General features: G+C 47.6%; 19 protein-coding genes. 9 read left to right on the forward strand and 10 right to left on the reverse strand.

The window, feature by feature from the left end:
* The first annotated feature begins 52 nt into the window (after window positions 1-52).
* The 5 genes from LG200_RS11500 to lplT all read left to right on the forward strand — a co-directional run bounded on the left by LG200_RS11500 (window position 53) and on the right by lplT (window position 5,553).
* On the forward strand, window positions 53-859 hold the full coding sequence (locus LG200_RS11500; protein WP_226757768.1) for a TonB family protein: 807 nt from the start codon (window positions 53-55) through the stop codon (window positions 857-859).
* Window positions 856-2,325: a sensor histidine kinase gene (locus LG200_RS11505; protein WP_226757769.1), complete on the forward strand. Its 1,470-nt coding sequence runs from the start codon at window positions 856-858 to the stop codon at window positions 2,323-2,325. Before LG200_RS11500 ends, LG200_RS11505 begins: the two co-directional genes overlap by 4 nt.
* A gap of 85 nt (window positions 2,326-2,410) precedes the next feature.
* Window positions 2,411-2,866, forward strand: coding sequence for a peroxiredoxin (locus LG200_RS11510; protein WP_226757770.1), 456 nt, complete (start codon window positions 2,411-2,413; stop codon window positions 2,864-2,866).
* Between the two features lie 15 nt (window positions 2,867-2,881).
* Window positions 2,882-4,279 carry a PhoH family protein gene (locus LG200_RS11515; protein WP_226757771.1) on the forward strand — a complete coding sequence of 466 codons (1,398 nt, stop codon included), beginning with the start codon at window positions 2,882-2,884 and terminating at the stop codon, window positions 4,277-4,279.
* Between the two features lie 92 nt (window positions 4,280-4,371).
* Window positions 4,372-5,553, forward strand: coding sequence for a lysophospholipid transporter LplT (gene lplT, locus LG200_RS11520; protein WP_226757772.1), 1,182 nt, complete (start codon window positions 4,372-4,374; stop codon window positions 5,551-5,553).
* A gap of 84 nt (window positions 5,554-5,637) precedes the next feature.
* Here the strand turns inward: lplT and LG200_RS11525 are convergent, their stop codons facing one another.
* The 4 genes from LG200_RS11525 to LG200_RS11540 all read right to left on the reverse strand — a co-directional run bounded on the left by LG200_RS11525 (window position 5,638) and on the right by LG200_RS11540 (window position 10,824).
* Entirely contained in the window at window positions 5,638-6,978 is a 1,341-nt protein-coding gene (locus tag LG200_RS11525) for an NAD(P)/FAD-dependent oxidoreductase (RefSeq protein ID WP_226757773.1), read from the reverse strand.
* A 262-nt stretch (window positions 6,979-7,240) separates the two neighbouring features.
* Complete coding sequence (locus LG200_RS11530; protein ID WP_226757774.1) at window positions 7,241-7,771, reverse strand: c-type cytochrome; 531 nt, start codon at window positions 7,769-7,771, stop codon at window positions 7,241-7,243.
* Between the two features lie 119 nt (window positions 7,772-7,890).
* Complete coding sequence (locus LG200_RS11535; protein ID WP_226757775.1) at window positions 7,891-8,811, reverse strand: substrate-binding domain-containing protein; 921 nt, start codon at window positions 8,809-8,811, stop codon at window positions 7,891-7,893.
* A 135-nt stretch (window positions 8,812-8,946) separates the two neighbouring features.
* Complete coding sequence (locus LG200_RS11540) at window positions 8,947-10,824, reverse strand: methanol/ethanol family PQQ-dependent dehydrogenase (RefSeq protein WP_319004563.1); 1,878 nt, start codon at window positions 10,822-10,824, stop codon at window positions 8,947-8,949.
* A gap of 272 nt (window positions 10,825-11,096) precedes the next feature.
* Between LG200_RS11540 and pip the strand changes: the two genes are divergently transcribed.
* Window positions 11,097-12,056: a prolyl aminopeptidase gene (pip, locus tag LG200_RS11545; protein WP_226757776.1), complete on the forward strand. Its 960-nt coding sequence runs from the start codon at window positions 11,097-11,099 to the stop codon at window positions 12,054-12,056.
* A 19-nt stretch (window positions 12,057-12,075) separates the two neighbouring features.
* A complete protein-coding gene (locus LG200_RS11550; RefSeq protein WP_226757777.1) occupies window positions 12,076-13,362 on the forward strand; it encodes a YhjD/YihY/BrkB family envelope integrity protein in 1,287 nt (428 codons plus the stop codon).
* Window positions 13,363-13,370: 8 nt separating this feature from the next.
* Here LG200_RS11550 and LG200_RS11555 read toward each other — a convergent pair whose 3' ends face one another.
* The 3 genes from LG200_RS11555 to LG200_RS11565 form a co-directional block, all read right to left on the reverse strand.
* Window positions 13,371-14,054, reverse strand: a complete 684-nt coding sequence (locus LG200_RS11555) for a Fe2+-dependent dioxygenase (protein ID WP_226757778.1) — start codon at window positions 14,052-14,054, stop codon at window positions 13,371-13,373.
* Window positions 14,055-14,150: 96 nt separating this feature from the next.
* Window positions 14,151-16,310 (reverse strand): TonB-dependent receptor, encoded by a 2,160-nt coding sequence (locus LG200_RS11560; RefSeq protein WP_226757779.1) that lies wholly within the window; start codon window positions 16,308-16,310, stop codon window positions 14,151-14,153.
* Window positions 16,311-16,567: 257 nt separating this feature from the next.
* Window positions 16,568-18,751, reverse strand: a complete 2,184-nt coding sequence (locus tag LG200_RS11565) for a TonB-dependent receptor (protein WP_226757780.1) — start codon at window positions 18,749-18,751, stop codon at window positions 16,568-16,570.
* A gap of 255 nt (window positions 18,752-19,006) precedes the next feature.
* Here LG200_RS11565 and trhO point away from each other — a divergent pair, with 255 nt between their 5' ends.
* A complete protein-coding gene (gene trhO / locus LG200_RS11570; protein WP_226757781.1) occupies window positions 19,007-19,951 on the forward strand; it encodes an oxygen-dependent tRNA uridine(34) hydroxylase TrhO in 945 nt (314 codons plus the stop codon).
* Window positions 19,952-20,001: 50 nt separating this feature from the next.
* Here trhO and LG200_RS11575 read toward each other — a convergent pair whose 3' ends face one another.
* On the reverse strand, window positions 20,002-20,349 hold the full coding sequence (locus tag LG200_RS11575) for a hypothetical protein (protein ID WP_226757782.1): 348 nt from the start codon (window positions 20,347-20,349) through the stop codon (window positions 20,002-20,004).
* A 145-nt stretch (window positions 20,350-20,494) separates the two neighbouring features.
* On the opposite strand from LG200_RS11575, the gene nhaR reads away from it, so the two are divergent.
* Window positions 20,495-21,409, forward strand: coding sequence for a transcriptional activator NhaR (gene nhaR / locus LG200_RS11580; protein ID WP_226757783.1), 915 nt, complete (start codon window positions 20,495-20,497; stop codon window positions 21,407-21,409).
* 415 nt (window positions 21,410-21,824) lie between these two features.
* Here the strand turns inward: nhaR and LG200_RS11585 are convergent, their stop codons facing one another.
* Window positions 21,825-22,016 (reverse strand): hypothetical protein, encoded by a 192-nt coding sequence (locus LG200_RS11585; RefSeq protein ID WP_226757784.1) that lies wholly within the window; start codon window positions 22,014-22,016, stop codon window positions 21,825-21,827.
* A 140-nt stretch (window positions 22,017-22,156) separates the two neighbouring features.
* Window positions 22,157-22,345, reverse strand: a complete 189-nt coding sequence (locus LG200_RS11590; protein ID WP_226757785.1) for a hypothetical protein — start codon at window positions 22,343-22,345, stop codon at window positions 22,157-22,159.
* Window positions 22,346-22,707: the final 362 nt, after the last annotated feature.

Here is a 22,707-nt window from a genome sequence, read left to right on the forward strand (position 1 = left end):
AATAATTCAGCTATACCGCATAATAAGCAGCATAAAAACTTCACGAACCCTCATGTCGGCCTCTATTACACTACCATCATCCGGTAAGGATCGGACACTAGGCTGGGCCATTCTGGGCTCCCTGGCATTGCATGCAATTATTGCCTTGCAGTTGCCCGCTTTCGATTTTGCACAGGATGACGAGACACCTCCAGTACTGACTGTAGAACTTGCCCCGTCGGCTGCACCTGCATCACCCGTCGCCCCGGCACCGGTGTCAGAACCAGAGCCCCAAAAAATACCGGAACCAGAACCTGTAAAGAAACCTGAGCCGATCAAGCCGCTCCCGAAGCCTGTGCCTGTGGCTCCAGCTGTCAAACCAGCTCCCAAAGTGATTGAGGAAGTGGCGCCAAACAAGCCAGAAGAACCCACAGAAAGCGCTCCTCCACCAGCGTCTGCTGCGCCTGAGGTCATGTCAGTAGCCCCCAAAGAACACTCTGTGCCGGCTCAAACTGTTCCAGCACCTCTTCCTGCACCGCCGCCTCCAGTCCAGGCACAAGGCCCCAGCCAACAGGATCTGGATGCAGCGCGCAACCTTTATGGCAGTATGCTGGCGCGTGCAATTTCCAAATACAAACAATATCCAAAGATCGCACAGATGCGAGGCTGGGAAGGCGAGGTCATCGTCGAGGTTCAAAGCGATGGCAACGGAAATATCATCTCGAGCAAAATCCAGAAATCCAGTGGCCACAAGGTTCTGGATGAACAGGCATTGACGATGGTGAAGAAAGCTTCCCCATTGCCTACTCCGCCGGAAATGTTACGGGGTAAAACACTGAATATTCTTGTACCCATTCCTTTTAGCCTGGAAGACTCATGAGCCAACAAGCCCGCTCAAAATCATTGAAAGATGTATTGCTGATCCATGAGCTGACGTTCATTTTGCTCGTCGCGCTTGCGGGCACTGCAGGTGTGATCGGTATGCGGTTGTGGGACCAGTCCTCCCAGGAATCACAGCGAATCAACCTGATGGTGCAAGAAATTCAGCAAACCCGCGGTGATCTTTATCGCCAGATGAAAGAGCTGTTTGATATGTATTTCCTCAAGGATCCGCAGGCGCAGGAGGAATACAACGTCTATACACAATCCATAGGTGTGCACTTCCAGAAACTGCTTGAACTGACAGTGGACCAAGAAGAAAAATCCGCCATTCTGGACCTGCAGAACAGCTATCAGGCATTCGTGATTGAAACACAGCATTTTTTCAGCCGGCCGCAAGACTATAGCGACGAAGCCCTGGAGAAGACGCTGAACACCCATCTGGAATCAGGCATCTTTCATCGTTACGAGATCATCTCGGCACGCGCCGAACGACTTTTGCTGGTCAAGCAGCGTGAATTATCCTCCAGGCTGGAGGAGGCCAAAAGCACATCCATTACCTTGCTTATGGTACCAATAGGGCTGGCCCTGCTGTTGCTTGTGTTCTCCCGCATATTCCTGAATCGGGCCATAGTGCGCCCAATCCGGGGAGTATTGCACGCCACCAATGAAATAAGTACAGGTAATCTGGACTACAAGGCGCCGGAAGAAGGTGTTGCCGAACTGGCAACATTGTCCCAATCAATCAACCGCATGGCAGAAGAGCTCGCCCACAGCCAGGAAGCCCTGGTACGTTCGGAAAAACAAGCGGCTTTGGGCCTATTGGTGCCCATGCTCGCGCATAACATCCGCAATCCGCTCGCAAGCATCCGCGCAACAGCCCAGGTTGCAGACAGCAATGAATTGGATCAGGAAACGCGAGACTCCCTCAAAGCCATCATCAGCACGGTAGACCGGCTTGATCGGTGGACGCACGCCTTGCTGGCTTACTTGCACCCCCTTAAACCCCAGCCGAGCTTCACCACCCTGAGGCAAGTACTGCAAGGGTCTCTTGTCCCATTGCAGCAAAAAATTCAGGAAAAATCATTACGCCTGGTCCTGCCTGACTGGCAAGATCAGGATGATCGCATTTTTACGGATGAAAACCTGCTGGAACAAGCGCTATACAATCTACTACTGAATGCGGTTGAGGCCTCTCCACCCCACACCACTATAGAAATCCGGAGCGCACTGCAAAAGGATATGATTCATATCGTGATCAATGACCAGGGTCCAGGCATGCCTTTCACGCCTGATCCCCACGCAATCAGCCCCGGTCCCACCACCAAACGCTTTGGTACCGGACTTGGTATTCCATTTGCCTTCAAAGTGTTTGAGGCATTATCCGGCAATATTTATTTCAACTCCCACATCAAGGGAGGCACGTCCACCGAGTTGACATTGCCTCGCAATCATCAGCAAAGCTAGTTTTATTCTTGGCATAGATCAGAACCCGCTTGCTTTAACAGTTTTTTTTATCAACAATGTGGGGGTCTACCGTTTAATGTACATTATGCTGAATCAAGTTATCCCAGACTTTGAATTACCCTCCACCAGCGGAAAGACATTCAAGCTTTCCGCATATATTGGCAGAAAACTGGTCATCTATTTCTACCCGAAAGATAACACCCCAGGCTGTACCAATCAGGGCAAGGATTTGCGTGATCTTTACCCGGCTTTCCAGGCAAGCAATGCTGAAATTGTTGGTATTTCACGCGACAATCTCAAATCCCATGAAAACTTCAAGGCAAAATTCACATTCCCGTTTGAGCTGCTATCAGATGCAGAAGAAAAGGCCTGTACGCTATTTGACGTAATCAAGATGAAGAAAATGTATGGTAAAGAAGTACGTGGGATAGAACGCAGTACCTTTGTCATTAACGAGAAAGGCGTTCTAGTCCATGAGTGGCGTAAGGTAAAAGTGGATGGCCACGCCCAGGAAGTGCTCGAGTTTATTCAATCTATTTGACCAGGAATCTGCCAGATGATCAGAAAGCGTACCGCAAGCACCAAACTGTTCGTACTCGACACTAATGTTCTGATGCATGATCCCTCAAGCCTGTTCAGATTTGAGGAACATGACATTTATCTCCCCATGGTGACATTGGAGGAACTGGACAATAACAAGAAAGGCATGACGGAAGTTGCGCGGAATGCACGCCAGGCCAGCCGCAACCTGGAAGAGATAGTAGGCACAAACCTTTCCAGCCTGGAACAAGGCTGTCCCTTGTCCATCAATGGCAACAAGCATGTCAGCGGCAAGCTGTTCCTGCAAACTGCAGCCGTGACAACAGAATTGCCCATGCTGGCCGGTAGCAAGGCAGACAACCAGATACTCAGCGTTGTTCTGGAGCTGCATAAATCACAACCTCACCGTGAAGTGGTACTGGTCAGCAAAGATATCAACATTCGCATCAAGGCCCGGGCCATAGGCGTTGCAGCGGAAGACTACTTCAACGACAAGGTACTGGAAGACACCGATCTGCTATATAGCGGCATGAAAGAATTGCCAGCAGACTTCTGGGAGAAGCATAGCAAGGCCATGGAGTCCTGGCAGGATGCAGGCCGCATGTTCTACCGCATCAACGGACCGCTCTGCAAGAGCTTCCTGATTAACGAATTTATCTATTATGAGTTTGAAAAGCCTTTCCATGCGATCGTGAGATCAACTGAAGGCAATAGCGCAGTGCTGGAGGTGGTCAAGGACTATACCCAGGCCAAGCATAATATCTGGGGCATCACTGCCCGCAATCGCGAACAGAACTTTGCGCTTAATCTCCTGATGGATCCTGAAGTCGACTTTGTCACCCTGTTAGGACAGGCCGGTACTGGCAAGACCCTGCTGACACTGGCATCTGCCTTGACACAAACACTGGACAAGAAAATCTACAGTGAAATCATCATGACGCGCGTCACTGTTCCCGTAGGAGAAGATATTGGATTCCTGCCTGGGACAGAAGAGGAAAAAATGGCCCCATGGATGGGCGCATTGGAGGATAATCTCGACGTACTGAATAAATCTGATGAAGAAGCTGGCGAATGGGGCAGAGCGGCCACCCAGGATCTGATCCGCACCCGCATCAAGGTAAAATCATTGAACTTCATGCGTGGCCGGACTTTCCTACATAAATTCCTGATTATTGATGAAGCTCAGAATTTGACTCCCAAGCAAATGAAAACACTGATTACACGTGCAGGCCCAGGGACTAAAGTTGTCTGTTTAGGTAATATTGCGCAAATTGATACTCCCTACCTCACCGAAGGTAGCTCGGGGCTGACCTATGTAGTTGACCGGTTCAAAGGCTGGACACATAACGGCCATGTGACTTTGGTACGTGGTGAACGCTCCAGACTGGCGGATTTTGCAGCTGATGTTTTGTAACAATTGAAGATTAGAATGACAAGCACTGGCACTGCCAGCTACAAAAACAGGATGAGAAAGCACCAAGTATTTCCTGGTGTGACAAGGCAGCGATGAATCCGGGTTTCTATATCATATTAGTAGCGCAGTTTTTATCAGCGCTAGCCGATAATGCATTGCTGTTCACCGCAATCGCCTTGCTCAGGGACATGGAGGCACCAAGCTGGCATGATCCCTTGCTCCAATGGTTTTTTGTCATTTCCTATATCATCCTGGCGCCGTTTGTAGGGTCTTTTGCCGATGCCTTTCCCAAAGGCAGGGTCATGTTTGTCTCCAATGCCATCAAGTTTGTCGGTAGCACTGCCATGGTGTTTGGTATGCCGCCGCTCTATGCCTACGGGATTGTAGGTATCGGTGCTGCGGCCTATTCCCCCGCCAAATACGGCATCCTGACCGAATACCTGCCGCAGGAAATGCTGGTGAAAGCCAATGGCTGGATGGAAGGCTCAACTGTCATGGCAATCGTATTGGGGACAGTCATTGGTGCCATCCTGCCTGGTATCAATATACAAGTAGCCATGATCGTGATTACTGTGCTTTATATGCTGGCAGCCATTTTCAATATGTATATTCCCAAGGTCCCTATCGACCACAAATTGAACAAGAAAAACCCGCTTTACCTGATCTCGGACTTCTGGCATTCATTCAAGGCGTTGTGGAAGGATGCACAAGGCCAGGTTTCCCTTGCAGTCACTACATTATTCTGGGGCGTAGCCGCTACCCTGCGGTTTGTCGTACTGGCATGGGCAGGCTTTGCCCTCGATTTCAACCAGGAACAATCCACTTACATGATGGTGGTGGTTGCCATAGGTATCGCCATAGGCTCTATTGCAGCGGCCCGCATGATCAAACTGGAACAGTCGGTCAAGGTGTTACCCGTCGGCATTATTGTAGGTGTCCTCGTCATCAGCATGATATTCATCACCAACTGGATTCTTGCCTGTGTGTTGCTGCTGCTGATTGGAGCCCTCAGCGGTTATCTCGTTGTGCCACTGAATGCGTTATTGCAACATCGAGGGCATTTGCTGATAGGCGCAGGCCATTCTATCGCGGTACAAAACTTTAATGAGAATCTGGGGATTGCTGCCCTGATCAGCATTTACACACTGATGGTCAAAGCAGATATCCAGATAAATTTCATTATTGTGGCGTTTGGCTTGTTTGTGAGTATCAGCATGGCAGGCATTTACAAGCTCTACCAGGCACAAAATGCGATAGCAAAAACCATTAAATAACTGAAAGCATGCAATAGCCAACAGGCTGTGAAAAAATAAAAAGCCCGGTTGTTCGGGCTTTTTATTTTTGATGATAAGGCAGGGTTAATGCAATTTAACCCTAGCTTCCGTACGACGGGTAATCAGCCTCGCCAGTATTTGCAGCATCACGGCAAAAAAGCCATGCAGAGCCATGAGGTGCATCTGGTATAAAGATTGATACATGATGCGTGCAAAGATACCCTCAATATACATTGAACCGCCAGCAATTGCCCCCATCAGGCTACCTACGGTGGAGTAGCGACCGAGATTAACCAGCGAGCCATAGTCGCGATAAGTATATTCCGGCAACTTGTCACTCTTGCCAGCCACCCGGTTTTTTACCGTCTTGACCAGCATGGAGGCCTGCTGATGGGCAGATTGTGCCCGTGGAGGCACATTTTCATCATGTCCCGGCCATGGACAAGCTGCGCAGTCGCCAAAGGCAAATACATTGTCATCCAATGTAGTCTGCAAAGTGCGTTTTACAATCAGCTGATTAATGCGGTTAATTTCCAGCCCATCTAGTTCACGCAGAAAATCCGGGGCCTTGATGCCAGCAGCCCATACCACCAAGGCTGATGGGATAAACCTGCCACTATGGGTGTAAACGCCCTTACTGGTCACCTCTGTCACGCGCTCGCCAGCGTATACATGCACGCGTAGCTTCCTCAGTTCCACATCTACCGCCATGGAAAGCTTGGGCGGCAAGGCAGGCAGGACACGATCGCTCGCTTCGATCAGGGAAATCTTGATGTCTTTGTCTGGATCAATCTTATCCAGTCCATATGCGGCAACCTCACGCGTTGTATTGTGCAACTCTGCAGCCAGCTCGACACCGGTGGCGCCGGCTCCAACAATCACAACTTCCAGTTGGCCAGCCTGAATGGGCTCAGCCTGGGTCTGGGCACGGATCAGTGCATTGTGCAGGCGCTGGTGAAAGCGCTCTGCCTGGCCCTGGGTATCAAGCGCAATCGAATGCTCACGTGCACCGGAAATACCGAAATCATTGGTGGTGCTACCCACTGCAATAATCAGGGTGTCATATTTGAAAGTACGGCGTGGAATCACCTCCACGCCATCCTCATCATGATAAGGCGCTACATAGACCTCTTGCTTGGTACGATCCAGGCCATCCATATTACCAAGACGGAAATGGAAATGATGCCAGTGTGCCTGGGCAATATACTCCAGCTCATGCTTGTCAGGATTCATGCTACCTGCTGCAATTTCATGCAGCAATGGCTTCCACACATGAGTGCGAGTACGATCGATCAAGGTGATATGCGCCTTTTTCTTACGCCCGAGGCTATCGCCAAGGCGGGTGGCCAATTCCAGGCCGCCGGCGCCACCGCCAACGATCACGACATGATGCAAATCTGAACTTGTTTGCGTTTCCAATTGCATAACTTCACTTTCCAGGTCTAAACAATATTAACCAGCTTGGGCAAGCGCAACGTTCTACCCAATCCACCACCATGCTGAATATCGGCTTTGGTGGCCGGCTTACGCCTAATTTATCTTCTCCTGATTTTACCCCTAAAGCTTGGAACCCGCATAAAAAAACGGCCACTGTTCTAAACAATGGCCGCTCTTTTTACAAGGTGGTAAAAACAGAATAACTGCTTAATTACCCGCAATTCCTTGCATCATCTAACATCCTGAATCCTTACTGAGGCTTTTCAGTCAGCCAAGGCTTGTCACCGCCGCCCTTGTACTGGCTGCGCAGGAAACCAATAATTTTCAGGATTTCATCTGTAGTCACCAAATCAGGGTTGCCAGAGACTTGTTTATGCCAAGTCGCCATCCCGCCATTGGAACCACCGGCGATAGTTTCAAACATACCCTTGTCGGTGATATGTTTGTTGTACTGCCAACGGTCATCAGTAATAGATACTGCTACTTGGCCGTCCCCGTTAGGGCCGTGGCATGTAGTGCAGGAATACAAGCCAAACTTGCTCTTGCCCTGCTTAGCCTTGGCTGGATCATCTGCAAAAATCTTTGTATAAGGATTCACACAGGTTTCCAGAAACTGCTTGGCCTCAGGGGTATCCTCAGGTTCGATCTTGATATTCAACGGACTATTGTCCTTCGTCGATACCAAATTACATGCAGCACTAGCCTGCATAGGCATTGCCAGTCCTACCAGCGCCAGAATAGAGGCCGCCAAAGTTGCTTTTACCACTCCATGATTCAACATACTTTCTCCTTGCTTTTATAAACTCTTAAACTTCGACTGATTAAATTGCGTATGCATCAGCCTGCACTTCAATTAACGAGTCAGACATCTAACCAGTTGACTCAGTTCATGAAAAATTCTTACTCAAATTTGGGAATAACATCCCCTTTATCCCTGCCTTTTTTCTCGACGCTATCTCCCTCGACCACTGGAACATGCGGAATCCCATATTCATCGAGTATCTTGATAATGTCGTCATGGCGGCGGTCCAGCACCTCTTGCAACACAGCCAGGCGTTCTTTGTCGCGCTTGCGTACCGCCAAGGAAATATTCCAGTACTCCTTGCCATGTATATTTTCCTTTTCGTACTCTGGCGCAGGGACAACTACCAAAGGAACGCTTGATTTCTTAGCATAGTAGCCAGCAATTGGCCCCCAAAGCACCGCCACATCAATATCCCCCTTCACCAAATCATCGATGATAAAGCTGGGCGGCAGGTTGAGATCGCGCATGATGCGGTAGGGGCGGGAATTACCCAGCAACCCTTTATCAGAAAGAGGGCGAGAAGGTGGAGTCTGGCCAACTACACCAATAAGACCTTTACGGAGATCCGGGGAATCCCAGTCCTTGATGTCATAGCCACTATCCTTGCGGTAAACGAATACATAGCCAGAGCGATAATACGGCTTGGAAGTCAATAGCATATCATTGCCATCAACTGTTCCAATGATCACATCGCAACGATGTGCATTGATTGTGTTTCTAATGAAACCCATGCGGTCATACCAGAACTGATATGACAAAGTCTTGCCAAGATCTTTAGCGATCAATTCGGCAATCTTATTTTCAAAACCTTCTTGCTTGCCATTGGAATACGGCAAGTTATCAAAATCTGCACACACCTTAAACTCATTCGGGTTATCTTCCCGAACCGGCAAACCACCACGGCCTACTTCACTATCCACATCCAGTGTATTCGTAGCCGGCCCATCAGCCAAAGCTACCTGAGTAAATCCAGTTAATAACAATAAAAGGGAAACTTTTTTCAGCGTTTTGAGCATTACTGACTTCCTTCTTCAGTGATAAACAATCGCATTTGCATTTGCCTATCAAAGATAAAAAGCACCCCGCCATAAGCGGGGTGCTTGAGAGCAACTAACCTGATGTTAGCGTTGCAATTTCTGCATTAGCAGAGATTACAGGCTGAACACGTTCAGTGCACCGCCGCCAGGAGCAGCGTTGTACTTGGTCAGTTCTTTGTAACCACCAGCTGCGCCCAGCGCATCAGTGGAGTTTTCCAAACCAAGGTTCATCGCTACACCAGCCCAACCGCCGATACCGGACAGTACGCCAACGTATTGCTTACCCTTGTGGCTGTATGTGAATGCATTGCCAATCACACCAGAACCAACTTGGAACTTCCAGAGTTCTTTACCGGACTGTGCATCAACAGCCTTGAACCAACGGTCCAGAGTACCGTAGAACACCAAGTCAGAAGCTGTAGTCAGAACACCACCCCAAGCAGAGAATTTCTCCTTGTTGTACCACTTGCTCTTGTTGGTCATTGGATCATAAGCAGCAAAGCCACCCATTACACCATCAGGACCAGCAAACATGGTCAGAGTAGCGCCAACCCATGGCTGACCAGCGATGTACTTGGACTCAACTGGTTCGTATGTCATACAAACGTGGTTAAGTGGTGAGTACACTAGGCCAGTACGTGGGGAGTAAGCTGCAGGCTGTTGGTCTTTTGTACCCAGCGCTGCTGGGCAAATACCCTTGGCGTTGTAATCTTGGTGAGTAGAGTACTTACCATCTTTTTGTGGCACGCCAGACTTGATGTCAACACCAGTTGCCCAGTTAACGAATGGATGCACTTTTTCAGCAGCGATGATGGTACCGTTCGATGCGTCAAATGTGTAAGCAAAACCGTTACGGTCATGGTGCCAAGCGTATGTCTTGCCGCCCTTGTCGAACAGGATGACTTCGTTGATGCCGTCATAATCCCACTCGTCGTGAGGAGTCATTTGATAACCCCACTTAGCGATACCAGTGTCCAGATCGCGAGCAAAGATTGTCATGGACCACTTGTTGTCACCTGGACGTACGTCTGGGTTCCAAACAGATGGGTTACCAGTGCCGTAGTAAACCAGATTAGTCTTCTGGTCATATGGCCACCAACCCCATGTAGAGCCACCGCCGTGTTGCCAGCCGTCTTTAACAGCTTGTGGCTTCAGCCATGTCTTAACACCAAGGTCTTTTTCTGGGAACTTCAGCTTTTCCTTAGGCAGAGCCTTGAAGGAGCCGCCTTCTTTGTTACCACCGTTCACGTCTTCATAAACAGACAATGAACTGTAGTGTGGATTGTCCTTGTTGAAGTCAGCGCCGATCAGTACTTCAGAGTCAGGACCTGTGCTGTATGCCTTCCATGCCAGGGAGCCGTCTTTCAGGTTGTACGCAGCCAGGAAGCAACGAACACCGAATTCAGCACCTGAACACCCAGTCAGAACCTTATCCTTGATCACGTGAGGAGCGTTAGTGTTAGTAGCGCCAACCTTAGGATCATTAACCTTTACATCCCAAACCTTCTTACCGGTCTTGGCATCAAGAGCAATCAATACACCGTCGTTCTGTTGCAAGAAGATCTTGCCATCGCCAAAGCCCAGACCACGACTTACGTTATCGCAGCAGAGAACGGCTTGTACAGATGGGTCTTGCTTAGGGAAATATGACCAAACAATCTTTTGATTGTCGTTCAGGTCAAGGGCATATACGTTGTTAGGGAATGCTGTATGTACATACATCATGTTGCCATTAACAACAGGTGAACCTTCATGACCGCGGTTTACACCAGTAGCAAAGTTCCATGCTGCCTTAACGTTCTTTACGTTGCTCTTGGTGATTTGATTCAGGGTGCTGTAACCCTGGTTGTTGTGCTGACCACGTGGGTGCACCCAGTTATTTGGATCCTTCATAGCGGCTTCTTGATCTGCAGCTGCGGATGCAACCATAGGCAATGCCATGGCCATACCGAATGCTACACCTAGAGCCAGCTTGACTTTGCTCATCTCCATTTTTATAAATCTCCATAGTGATACTACTAAGGGTTTAACAAGACTAAGTCCACATTGCGCGCGACCCGTTTATAATTACGGATTTACAACACATCCAGACATTGCCTCTTACTCACTCTGAAGCGAGTAGATTGCATATTAGTTCACAATAAAACGTTTTGCAATACTCCATTTACAATTTACTTACAATTAAATAATTCCTTAATTGGATAAGAGAAATTCCCACATAAAAATATATATACTCCCGATACCACAGGACATCCCTCACAACCATGACTACCACACTTTTCCCGGAAATTCAGCCTTATCACCACGACTGGCTTAATGTATCGCCGACCCATCAAATATATTTTGAACAGTCAGGCAATCCCGGGGGACAACCTGTTGTGTTTCTGCACGGTGGGCCGGGCAGCGGTTGCAATCCAGGACAGAGACGATACTTTGACCCCGAACACTATCGGATCATCTTGCTGGACCAACGCGGCTGTGGTCGGAGCAAACCGCAAGGCTGCATAGAGGAAAATACGACGCCACACCTGGTCGAGGATATTGACGCCCTGCGCCAACATCTGGATATTGATCGCTGGCTGGTATTTGGCGGTTCCTGGGGTAGTACGCTCGCACTGAATTACGCACTTGCATATCCCCAACACGTGACCGGGCTTGTATTACGTGGCATATTTCTCAGCCGCCCCAGTGAACTTGCATGGTTTCTGCAGGACATTGAACACTTTTTCCCTGAGAACTGGGCACAACTGCTTTCATATTTGCCAATAGCGGAACGCAGCAACCCCTTATCAGCGTTTGCCAAACGTGTATTTTCCGAAGATCCTGTTATCAGCGAAGCTGCAGCGATCCACTGGAACGCATACGAGGCCAGCATCATGACCCTGCTCCCATCAACACAGACAAATAGCGGCCCTATCAATGGATCACTGGAACTGGCCCGTGCCAGAGTGCAGATTCACTACATACAGAACCAATGCTTTGTCGGACATCGCGATTTGCTCAAGGAAGCCAGCAAATTGGCCCATATTCCTACCGTGATAGTACAGGGACGTTACGATATGGTGTGCCCCCCCCTGACAGCACACCTGCTCCATCAAGCCATGCCCCATGCAGAGTTCCATATGATCCCGGATGCCGGGCATTCAGGCATGGAACCAGGCACCAGTGCCGCTTTGGTTGCCGCTACCGAGAAATTTAAGAGACAATCAGCGCTCGTCGGCTAACTTCCAGGGATTGCTGTTTGTGGCTTTCAAATTCAACCGAGTGAAAAACCTCGGCACCCATCCAGCAATAGCGATATCGCGGCGCGCTTATGCACGCCATCGATACAACACGCCATTTTTCGTACTGCGTGAAACGCTGAACAGCTTTCAGGTACATAACGGCTTCGGTATTTCAGCATCGCTTTCATTCTATGCGATGTTTGCGCTGATACCCTTGATCCTGCTCATGTTTTTCATGCTGAGCCACTTGGTGATCTCATCCAATTACGCCATTGTCAAACTGGCTATTCTGGTCAGCAACCTGGTACCCAAGCTCAGCAATCGCATCATGGTCGAGGTTTACAATGCCTCTCAACACAAGGCAGCCTGGGGCGTATTCGGGATGATCGCCATGTTCTGGATCGTCATCCCGCTTGCAGGCGCATTACGCTCAGCTTTTTACACCATAGCCAGCGTCATAGAAGCCCCCTCTTTCATCCGGCGCCAAGTCAAGGATATTCTTGCCGTTCTGGGAATATTGCTCATGTTTTCCCTATTTACCATCCTGGGACTAGGGATAGAAAAAGTCATCAGCGTCCTGGAGCCTCACGCCTCCCACTCTAGATACATCAACTCAGGCACGTCCCTATTACTCACCACATTACTCATAGGAATCTTTTATCGCGTCTTTTTTCCGGTAAGGGTCAGCTTGAGGCATATCCTGATCGGTTCGTTGATCACTGCCTTGCTGTGGCTGGCCATGCGGCCCGCATTCGGATTGTTTTTATCCATCAACCCATCGTATGGCGCGGTTTTCGGCGGCATGAAAAATCTGTTCATTTCAATCGGGTGGCTGTACTACACCTTTGTCGTCTTCATGTTTGGGACAGAGCTGATTTCAACCCTGCGAAAAAAAGACGTGCTTCTGTTACGGGGACTGTTTGATCGCATGCCAGACGATAAGGACACCTATCTGGGGGAACTGATGGCACGCTACGGAAAACATTATAAAAAAGGTGACTATATCTTCAGCAAAGGCGATGCCAGCCACGATCTGTACTATCTGGTATCAGGCAAAATCACCCTGACACTCAATGGTCGCTCATTGCGTAATTTAGACCCTGGAGACTATTTTGGAGAAATCGCTTTTCTTACCCAAACGCCGCGTGTTGCTGACGCCAAGGTGATATCTGATCATGCAGAGGTGGTGGTGGTCACTTCTGCCAACGTCGAGACACTGCTGCTCGGTGAGCCACGCATCGCCATGAACTTTCTGAAACAAATGGCCAATCGCCTGCAAGACAACCACGTGCAGAGCACTGCCTGAGAATCACCTTAGCTATCGGCCCACATGCGTAAAAGATTGTGGTAAACACCTGTCAGACTGATCACTTCAGCATCTTTCCCGCCCTTGTCTACAGCAATTTTCTGAATAGCGTTATCCAACTGGAATAACAATGTACGCTGTGCATCATCCCTCACCATACTTTGCATCCAGAAAAAAGATGAAACCCGAGTGCCACGCGTTACCGGCGTGACATGATGCAGGCTGCTAGAAGGGTAAAGCACCATATGCCCTGCTGGCAATTTGACCTCTTGCGATCCGAAGGTGTCTTCTATGGTCAGCACTCCGCCATCATAATCTTCCGGCTCAGAAAAGAACAAAGTCGCGGACAAATCGCTTCGAATGCGGAAATTGGTGCCGCGCAATTGACGAATGGCATTATCCACATGCGTACCAAACGCCTGCCCGCCCTCATAGCGGTTAAACAAAGGCGGAAAAACCTTGAGAGGTAGAGCGGCAGAAATAAATAATGGGCTCATCCCTAATGCATCCTGGATCAAATCACCGACTTGACGTGCGACAGGAGAACCCTCAGGCAACTGCATATTATTCTTGGCGAGCGCGGATTGACTGCCCGATGTCACGTTGCCATCCACCCACTCAGCCGCATCCATCAACTGCCGACACTGTGCCACTTGCTCTTTGGTCAATACCTTTGGAATTTCAATTAGCATCTTGCCTACCCATTTGCTCACAAGTAAAAAAACCCTATAGAGGTTAACACCTCCATAGGGTCAAAGCATTAAGATATATACACTACAGCACGAAATCTAGAACTTGAAGTTCAGTGACAAGAACGCAAATCTTCCAGCAGCCACTGTCGCCAGACCACCATGTGAAGAACCTGAATTACTGAAATAACGTTTGTCTGTCAGATTCTGTACATTCAGCTGCAGATTGATACGCTCGTCAAATTTATAGGTAGCCATCGCATCCAGACGCACATAAGACGGCACCTTCAGCGTATTGGCAGTATTCACATACATTTCACCTGTATAGAATGCACCTCCACCTACGGTCAATTGCGGCAGCAGCTCATAGGTAGTCCACAAGCTGGCGCTGTTGCGTGCCACGGTAGGTAATGGCTTTCCCTTACCCACCAGTCCAGCAGCATTAGTAGCTGTTTTTACCTGCTCGCTATCCAGGTATGTATAACCAGCAAACACACTCCACTTATCCGCCAGACGACCTGCAGCACCAAGCTCCAGCCCTTGAACCTTGGTTTCCCCGATATTGTCCAGCAGTCCAGTGTCTACATTGGTTACCCGACTATCTGTACGCTTGATATGGAAAATAGCAGCGTTCAGTGCTAACCCATCCAGTACATCCCACTTGGTACCAACCTCAAAACTCTTGACACGCTCTGGATCAAGATCCTGAGTGGCTACAGCAATATCTGATCCATTATCTGGACCAACAGCACCATTGCTAATACCCATAGGAACTGTTGAAGTAGCATAGGTTGCATAGATACTGCCATTAGGTTGCACCTTGTACACCAAACCCAACTGATAATTGAAAGATCCATTATCGGACTCTCCGATACTTTCATCCCCGGCCACAATATTGACGTGTCTTCTGGCTTCGAACTTGTCATAGCGTACACCCGCATTCAACAACCACTGATCATTGAATTCAATCGTATCAAACGCATAGATGGAGCGGTTGAAACTGGTGCTTCTATTGTTGGCATCGTGGTCTGGGAAACTGACCGTTGCCACACCGGCAGGTGCGGTATTATCTGGATTGTGGGCATCCACATTCGGGTTCAATCCAGGAACTGCCACATTACGGTATTGATATGTCACATCCCGACTGATAGTCACGCCCACATTCATGGTGTGCTTGATTTCAGCCGTATTGAAGCCAAATGAGACATCTGTCGTATTCGCCACACTTGTCGTTTTAACTTTACGCGCGTGATTGGTACGTGTCAGGAATGGAAAATTGGCTGCAGCTCCACCTGGGGAAGTCATCACATATTCATTATCCGATGTGCCATAACGGCTGGTATTTCTCAATGTCACATCGTTATCAAAGGTATGCTTCAACTCAAGTGTGCCAATATCCGTATTGGTCTCTTGATAATCCCGATTGGTATACCCGAAAAAATTATCCTTGCTGACATGAATGGGCTTGCCGTTCAGGAATGGGAAACCGCGGTCTGGTGTATCATCCGACTCCATGTGATACCAGCTTACTGTAGCAGTGGTTGGTCCATTCAGCCCCAGCGTCAGAGATGGCATGAACCCCCAACGCTTCACATCTACACCATCCCGTCCTGGAGTATCGGCATCATGGGTCATCCCTACCAGACGGATAGCAGCATCTTCCCCTAACATATAGTTGCCATCAAACGTCACACGCCGATAATCATCTGTCCCGATACCCACAGAACCCGAGGTAAAATTATCTGCCTTGGCTTTCTTGGTAATGATATTAATACTACCTCCGGCAGAGCCTTGCCCATCAAATGCACCACCCGGCCCCTTGATTACCTCAACACGCTCAATCGCAAAAATCTCACGATTCTGCGTCGCAAGGTCGCGGAAACCATCAACAAAGATAGAAGCCTGTGCATCATATCCTCGAATAAATGGACGATCAGACATGGCGCCACCTGAGCCGCCTTCGCCAACCCCAAATGTAATACCCGGTGTTGTACGCAAAGCATCCTGCAATGTCAGGGAGCCACTATCCTTGATCACATCCTCTGTAATCACAGTGACAGTCTTCGGCGTATCCTTCAGTGACGCAGTAAATTTCTGGTTGGCAGACCTCTCCACCTTATAAGGATTTTCCTTCGCGGATTGGATCTGCAATTCAGGCAATGTCAGCGCCTCATCTGCCGAATATGCTGCCCCGGCAAAAAGCATCGCAACCGCTGTTGCGACGGGCTTCATCACAGCATCGTAGTTTTTTGTAATCATTTTGCGCATTTCCCTTAACTTAAATTTACAAAATTTTTGGAAACGCCAATATAAATGAGAAACATCAATGATACAAATAAAAATTGTTTCTATTTTCTTTTGTATTTAATCCACATAAGATATAACTCTATGTCTTAAAAATAAAAAATCCCTGTCAGACCAGTCTGGCAGGGATTACTTTTTAAATATTGAAAATATGTTGTGCTTTAGCCTGCAGAAACCAATAGCTCCGCAGAGCTAAAGCACAGAAACAGGCCCTAGAACTTGAAATTCAAGGACACAAATGCCAGTCGCCCAGGAGCAACAGTTGCAAAATGACGTGTATATGTCTGATTGAAATAACGCTTATCCGTTAGGTTTTGTAGATTGAGCTGCAGACTGATTCGATCATCAAACTTGTATGAAGCCATCGCATCCCAGCGGACATAGGATGGAACATACAATGAGTTACCTGGATCAGCGTATACCTTGTCAACGTAAAACGCACCACCGCCAACAGTCAATGCAGGCAACACATTATATGTCGTCCATATACTGGCACTGTTTTTTGCAATACCTGGCAAGTCCTTGCCCTTATTCGCAGCACTTCCAAGGTCAGTCATGCCCCCAGCAAACTGACCTGTCTTGGATTGCTCTGTATCAAGATAAGTATACCCAGCAAACACATCCCATTTATCTGTAATTTTTCCTGCTGCACCAAGCTCTATACCCTTAACCTTCACCTCACCCGCATTGGCATAAACACTATTAGCAACTAGAACCCGCGCATCATACTTTTCAGTATAGAAAGCCGCGGCGGTCAATGACAAGCCATCAAGGACATCCCATTTCGTACCAACTTCGAAGCTCTTGGTGCGTTCCGGCCTTAAATCAGCGGTAGTACTTGTAATCAAATAACCATTTTCCTGATTACCATCGCCATTATTCAAGCCCACTGGAGTACTTGATGTGCCATATGACACATACACATTGCCTCTGTCATTGATCTTGTAAACAGCGCCAAGTTGGTAATTCCAAAAAGTGTGATCTGCTGTCGCATTATCTGCGGCTGTTGTTGAGTCCCTGTTGATCTTGAATTTATCGTATCGAATACCTGCATTGAGCAACCATTGCTCATTCAACTCGATGCTGTCGAATGCATAAAGCGAATGGTTTCTGCTGGTAGTTGTATTGGAAGGCGTACCACTAAAACTGACATCAAGGTTCGAAGGCCTGCTTGGGTCTGGATCATACATATTTACCGGAGATGACAATGTTCCTGACGTCAGCGCATTGAATTGATCAGTTTCTACCTTGGACCATTCAAATCCCACATTCACGGTATGCTTAATGCTGCCAGTGGCGAATGCAAAGGAAAGGTCTGTCAAATTACCTAGTGACTCAGTCTTGGTGTAGCGTGCCTGGTTATTGAGGTCCAGTAAACCGGAAGCGCCGCCTGCAGCCTGCACCAAGGCACGAGTGGTCACGTACTTATTCTTGCTAATGCCGTAACGTGAAGTGTTTCGCAGCACTACATCATCATTAAAAGCATGCTTAAGCTCCAGCGTCCCAATATCACTATCGGTCTTTTGATAGTCCTTATCCTTGAACCCATAGAAATTGTCCTTGCTGACACTTAGAGGACGATGATAAAGAACACCGCTATTGTCTGCATAAGGCAAACCACGATCAGCCATATCATCTGTTTCAAAGTGGTACCAATTTGCCGTTGCCGAGGTGGGGCCATTTAATCCTAGCGTGATAGATGGCATGAATCCCCAGCGCTTTACATCCACAGAATCTCGTCCTGGGGTATCCGCATCGTGCACCATACCGACCAGACGAATGGCAGCATCATCGCCAATCATGTAGTTGCCATCAAAAGTGGCACGACGGTAACTGTCTGTACCCAAGCCAATAGAACCAGAGGTAAAGTTATCAGCCTTAGCGCGCTTGGTCACAATATTGATACTACCGCCAGCGGAACCCCGGCCATCAAAAGCACCACTGGGTCCTTTCAGTACCTCCATTTGCTCAATCGCAAACACTTCACGGGTTTGAGCTCCAAGATCACGCAGACCATCTACGAAAATAGAACTTTGTGAATCAAAACCGCGAATGAATGGTCTATCAGTCATCGCAGATCCACCACCCTCTCCAGATCCGAAGGTAATTCCTGGCACTGTGCGCAGGGCATCCTGAAAGGTATTTGACCCTGTGTCCCTAATCACATCCTGAGTTACTACCGTCACTGACTTTGGAGTGTCTTTCAGCGTAGCTGTAAACTTTTGGTTGGCAGATTTTTCAACCTTATATGGATTTTCTTTTTTTCCTTGAACCTGCAACTCAGGCAATGCACCACCTTCTTCAGCTGCGAACGCAGACCCTACAAAAATAAGTGCAACAGCCGCACTTACAGGTTTTAAATTAATCCCTGCTTTTTGACCTAATACCTTCAGCACAATTTTCCCTTTACACAAGTTTACATATACCAAGAAACATGAATATAAATAAGAAAGATTATCAATACAAGATATATTTCTTAATTGTTGCTAAATAACAACAATTAACCACATGAAAAATATGGAAATTTAAATTAGAATATTGCGCTTGGTCATTTTTAGCATGTTGTAATCTAGGGCATACAATTCTTAATTATGCATTCATCTGATAAAAGAGATGCCTATTCACTTTTATCCCAATCGCGAGAGTAAACCGTGTCAAATATTGTCGTTGCCGCTTTATATAAATTTGCCAGCCTGCCGGATTACCAGGAAATTCAACCAAGGCTACTTGCATTTTGTAATGAGCAAAGCATAAAAGGCACGCTGCTATTAGCAGAAGAAGGCATCAACGGCACCGTGGCAGGCAGTCGTACTGCGATTGATGCCTTGCTGGCTTATCTCCGCAAGGACACTAGACTGGCTGACATTGAACATAAAGAGTCATTCACTGATGAGTTGCCTTTCTATCGCATGAAGGTCAGGCTCAAGAAAGAAATCGTGACCTTGGGAATACCAGGCATAGACCCCAATAAAAAAGTGGGCACTTACGTCAAGCCAGAGGATTGGAATGCATTGATTTCAGACCCGGATGTTATTGTGATCGATACACGCAATGATTATGAATATGGCATAGGCACATTCAAAGGGGCGATAGACCCCCAAACAACCACTTTCCGTCAATTTCCTGACTACGTAAGCAAGAATCTTGATCCGGCAAAAAACAAAAAGGTTGCCATGTTTTGTACCGGTGGAATCCGTTGCGAAAAAGCCAGTTCATATATGATGGAACAAGGATTTGAAGAGGTTTACCATCTCCAGGGCGGGATCCTTAAATATCTAGAAAATGTCCCCCCTGAAGAAAGCCTGTGGGAGGGAGAGTGCTTTGTCTTTGACCAGCGTGTTGCTGTCAAACATGGCTTGGAAGTTGGCGATTACGATCAATGCTTCGCTTGCCGCCATCCCATTTCCGCTGCAGATATGACATCAGGAAAATATGTCAAGGGAGTTTCTTGCCCTCGGTGCTATGACACACTCTCGGCTGAAAAACGCGCCAGCATCCTGGAGCGTCAAAAACAAATCGACCTTGCCCGCAAACGGGGGGAAGTCCACATTGGTGATGATGCAAGGAAATACAAAAAAACAACCCCTGACGTTTGATGTTCAGGGGTTGCAGGTAACGCTGACAACTGCAATTGCCAGCAAGTAATCTAGTTAACGCCTACGTATCTCTTTACCTTGAAATGATGCTTTGGATGGGTAACATAAACAAACTTCTTGCCTGCATTACGGTCTGCACTGACGCCACTAGTGTCAATTTTATTGACGTTGAAATGGTGCCTGAAATGCGGCCTGAGATTCCTTGATTTCACTACATCTTTATGAGATGCAACGGCCTGAACTTCAGAAACCTGCGGATCAACTGAGATGGTGTTAGGGTTGATATTGGCAGCAGCCATCATTTGGTTGTTCAACAAAGCATCGGTATTGTCAGCCTGAGCGAATGGAGCCCAAGCGGCGACTAAAGCAATTACTGCAACTGACATTGTCTTTCTCATGATTATCTCCAAGTTATGGTCTTTGTAAGTTTTCTTTACAATGGTTCCCATACTACTAGACTAATATCCAGAGAAAAACATACTATTTGTTGATGAATACTTCGAGAAAAACGTAGTATTTATCTCCATGTAATGGAGAACAACCATGAATTACAAGCAATTGAGCTATTTCTGGGCAGTCGCGAAGGCAGGAAGCCTAGTCAAGGCCAGTGAGCAACTAGGCGTTAGCCCACAAACCTTAAGCGGGCAAATCTCGTTGCTGGAAGCCGACCTCAACGTTACATTGTTCAAGCGGGTGGGACGAGGACTGGAAATGACCGATGCAGGCAGAATGGCCTTGCCATATGCAGAAAACATTTTTGAAACTGGCAGCATGCTGGAAGAAAATCTCCGCCATCAACCCAAAAAACGTCCTCGACTATTCAATGTAGGGATTGCAGAATTTGTTCCCAAATCGATTGCCTACCACCTGCTATCTGCGGCAATGTCCTTGGAAGAACCCATCCGTATCGTCTGTCGTGAAGACAACTTTGAAACATTGCTTGCCCAACTAGCCATCCACAAACTGGATTTGGTATTGGCGGATCGCCCCATGCCAAATGAAGTCAATATCACCGGCATCAGTCACAAACTAGGGGAAAGCGGCACCAGCTTTTTCGCCAAAGCAGAACTTGCCCTAAAATACCCTGGTGTATTTCCCGAACGCCTTCACAGGGCTCCCATGCTGGTAATGGGGGAAGATAGCCTGATCCAGGGCCAGCTCATGCGCTGGCTTAATGAACAGCATATCGCACCCAATATAGTAGGAGAATTTGACGACAGTGCATTGATGAAAGCCTTTGGAATGGCTGGCATCGGCTTTTTCACCGCATCATCTGTTATTGCCCATGAAATCGAACAAGAATATGGCGTGATCAAAATTGCGGAAACCAAGGAATTCACCCAACATTTCTACGCAATCTCAGTACCCAAACGCGCCCACCACCCTGCCGTAGTAGCAGTCAACGAATCAGCAGACCAGCTATTCCTGTTCAATAAATCAAGCACACTCGACTCATAACTTAAAAATAGGTGATGTACCTAATCCGCCAGCTGAATTGAGCATTGGTCCAAGTTTGCCTTTAGTATTTGGAGGGGTTGACCTCTTTTGATGTGCCTATTCATGACAAAAAGCTGAACATGATTAGAACCAGAAAATATATCGGGCGGCATTACTACGGTTTGGCATCTTGTAAAGAGAATCGCAGATAAACCATATATAACTAGGTAAAAGATACCATTGCCGAATTGCTCGGTAAGTCTATCTGGCAATATTGCAATAGCAGATACGACTCTTGATATTCATAAGGGCAACTGATCCAGCAATTTCATGCCTCCCAAAATTGGAGGCCGATCAAATACCGCTTTGTGCACTTGATTCTCCTGAGCAAGCGCGCCCTGGATCAGGAGTTTTCAGTATGAAGGAATGGCAGAAACTACTTAGGTTTAGCGGGCTCTACTTCGACGATTTTCCAACCATCATCTAGCCATGTCTTGGCAACAAACTCAGCCTCAGCATACGAGGCCAATTTATCCACATCTTCCAAGGTGTCGAATAAATCAACACCACCCTTACCGTTTGGGCCTAAATATTTCGAACCTACCATGATGACGAATCCAACATTCATGGGTACCACCTTTCGTACGGAACAAATCCGATGAAAAAATCCCCGATATTGAATGCTCAACTGCGTATGAGATTGACACCAGTCTTATCAGATAACCTTACTGGATTGATCAAAAGTATAACGCCACATCCCAGCTTAGGTCAAAACCGGGCAGGATCTACCGCAATGATTTCAAATGGCGGCTTGGCATTCTGCACTGCGCATTTTTGGGCTTCTTCCCAAGTATCAAATACGCCAGCTTCAATGATGGAGGCTGTGTATCCCACATCGCCATCCTTACTTGGATACAAATACTTATCTCCAGCCTTAACCAGATATTTAACAGCCATTGCTTTATTCCCTATGTGTTACCCCTATCAATTATCTAACGGACTCAGCTCATGAAAATTAAGACGCCGTTCCATTTTACATGCTGATGCGCATGTACTTGCAAGGTTCAGGAATTGTTATGAAAGCTTCCGCCGATGCATACCATTCTGAACAACCTAGCACAAGCCAGCTTATTCACAGCCTCCGCCATATTTTCGCAAGCCACTTCTAATGAATGATGGAAATATCCTGACCTTGCAACGCATCCTCGGCCATAGCTCAATCACACTATAAACATGAAATATGCTCATCTAATCCTGAGCACATCCGAGATACAAAAACTCTGCCCCTCAGCTCTATGACGATAAATGAAAAAAGGAGT

Origin of the sequence: Methylobacillus caricis, assembly GCF_020532705.1 — a bacterium.
GTDB lineage: Bacteria > Pseudomonadota > Gammaproteobacteria > Burkholderiales > Methylophilaceae > Methylobacillus > Methylobacillus caricis.

Coding starts and splice junctions, on each gene's coding strand:
- LG200_RS11540 (WP_319004563.1), bottom strand. CDS start 10,824: ATGGAGATGAGCAAAGTCAAGCTGGCTCTAGGTGTAGCATTCGGTATG.
- LG200_RS11510 (WP_226757770.1), top strand. CDS start 2,411: ATGCTGAATCAAGTTATCCCAGACTTTGAATTACCCTCCACCAGCGGA.
- LG200_RS11505 (WP_226757769.1), top strand. CDS start 856: ATGAGCCAACAAGCCCGCTCAAAATCATTGAAAGATGTATTGCTGATC.
- LG200_RS11530 (WP_226757774.1), bottom strand. CDS start 7,771: ATGTTGAATCATGGAGTGGTAAAAGCAACTTTGGCGGCCTCTATTCTG.
- lplT (WP_226757772.1), top strand. CDS start 4,372: ATGAATCCGGGTTTCTATATCATATTAGTAGCGCAGTTTTTATCAGCG.
- LG200_RS11585 (WP_226757784.1), bottom strand. CDS start 22,016: ATGAATGTTGGATTCGTCATCATGGTAGGTTCGAAATATTTAGGCCCA.
- LG200_RS11525 (WP_226757773.1), bottom strand. CDS start 6,978: ATGCAATTGGAAACGCAAACAAGTTCAGATTTGCATCATGTCGTGATC.
- LG200_RS11590 (WP_226757785.1), bottom strand. CDS start 22,345: ATGGCTGTTAAATATCTGGTTAAGGCTGGAGATAAGTATTTGTATCCA.
- LG200_RS11555 (WP_226757778.1), bottom strand. CDS start 14,054: ATGCTAATTGAAATTCCAAAGGTATTGACCAAAGAGCAAGTGGCACAG.
- nhaR (WP_226757783.1), top strand. CDS start 20,495: ATGAATTACAAGCAATTGAGCTATTTCTGGGCAGTCGCGAAGGCAGGA.
- LG200_RS11500 (WP_226757768.1), top strand. CDS start 53: ATGTCGGCCTCTATTACACTACCATCATCCGGTAAGGATCGGACACTA.
- LG200_RS11515 (WP_226757771.1), top strand. CDS start 2,882: ATGATCAGAAAGCGTACCGCAAGCACCAAACTGTTCGTACTCGACACT.
- pip (WP_226757776.1), top strand. CDS start 11,097: ATGACTACCACACTTTTCCCGGAAATTCAGCCTTATCACCACGACTGG.
- LG200_RS11535 (WP_226757775.1), bottom strand. CDS start 8,811: ATGCTCAAAACGCTGAAAAAAGTTTCCCTTTTATTGTTATTAACTGGA.
- LG200_RS11560 (WP_226757779.1), bottom strand. CDS start 16,310: ATGATTACAAAAAACTACGATGCTGTGATGAAGCCCGTCGCAACAGCG.
- LG200_RS11575 (WP_226757782.1), bottom strand. CDS start 20,349: ATGAGAAAGACAATGTCAGTTGCAGTAATTGCTTTAGTCGCCGCTTGG.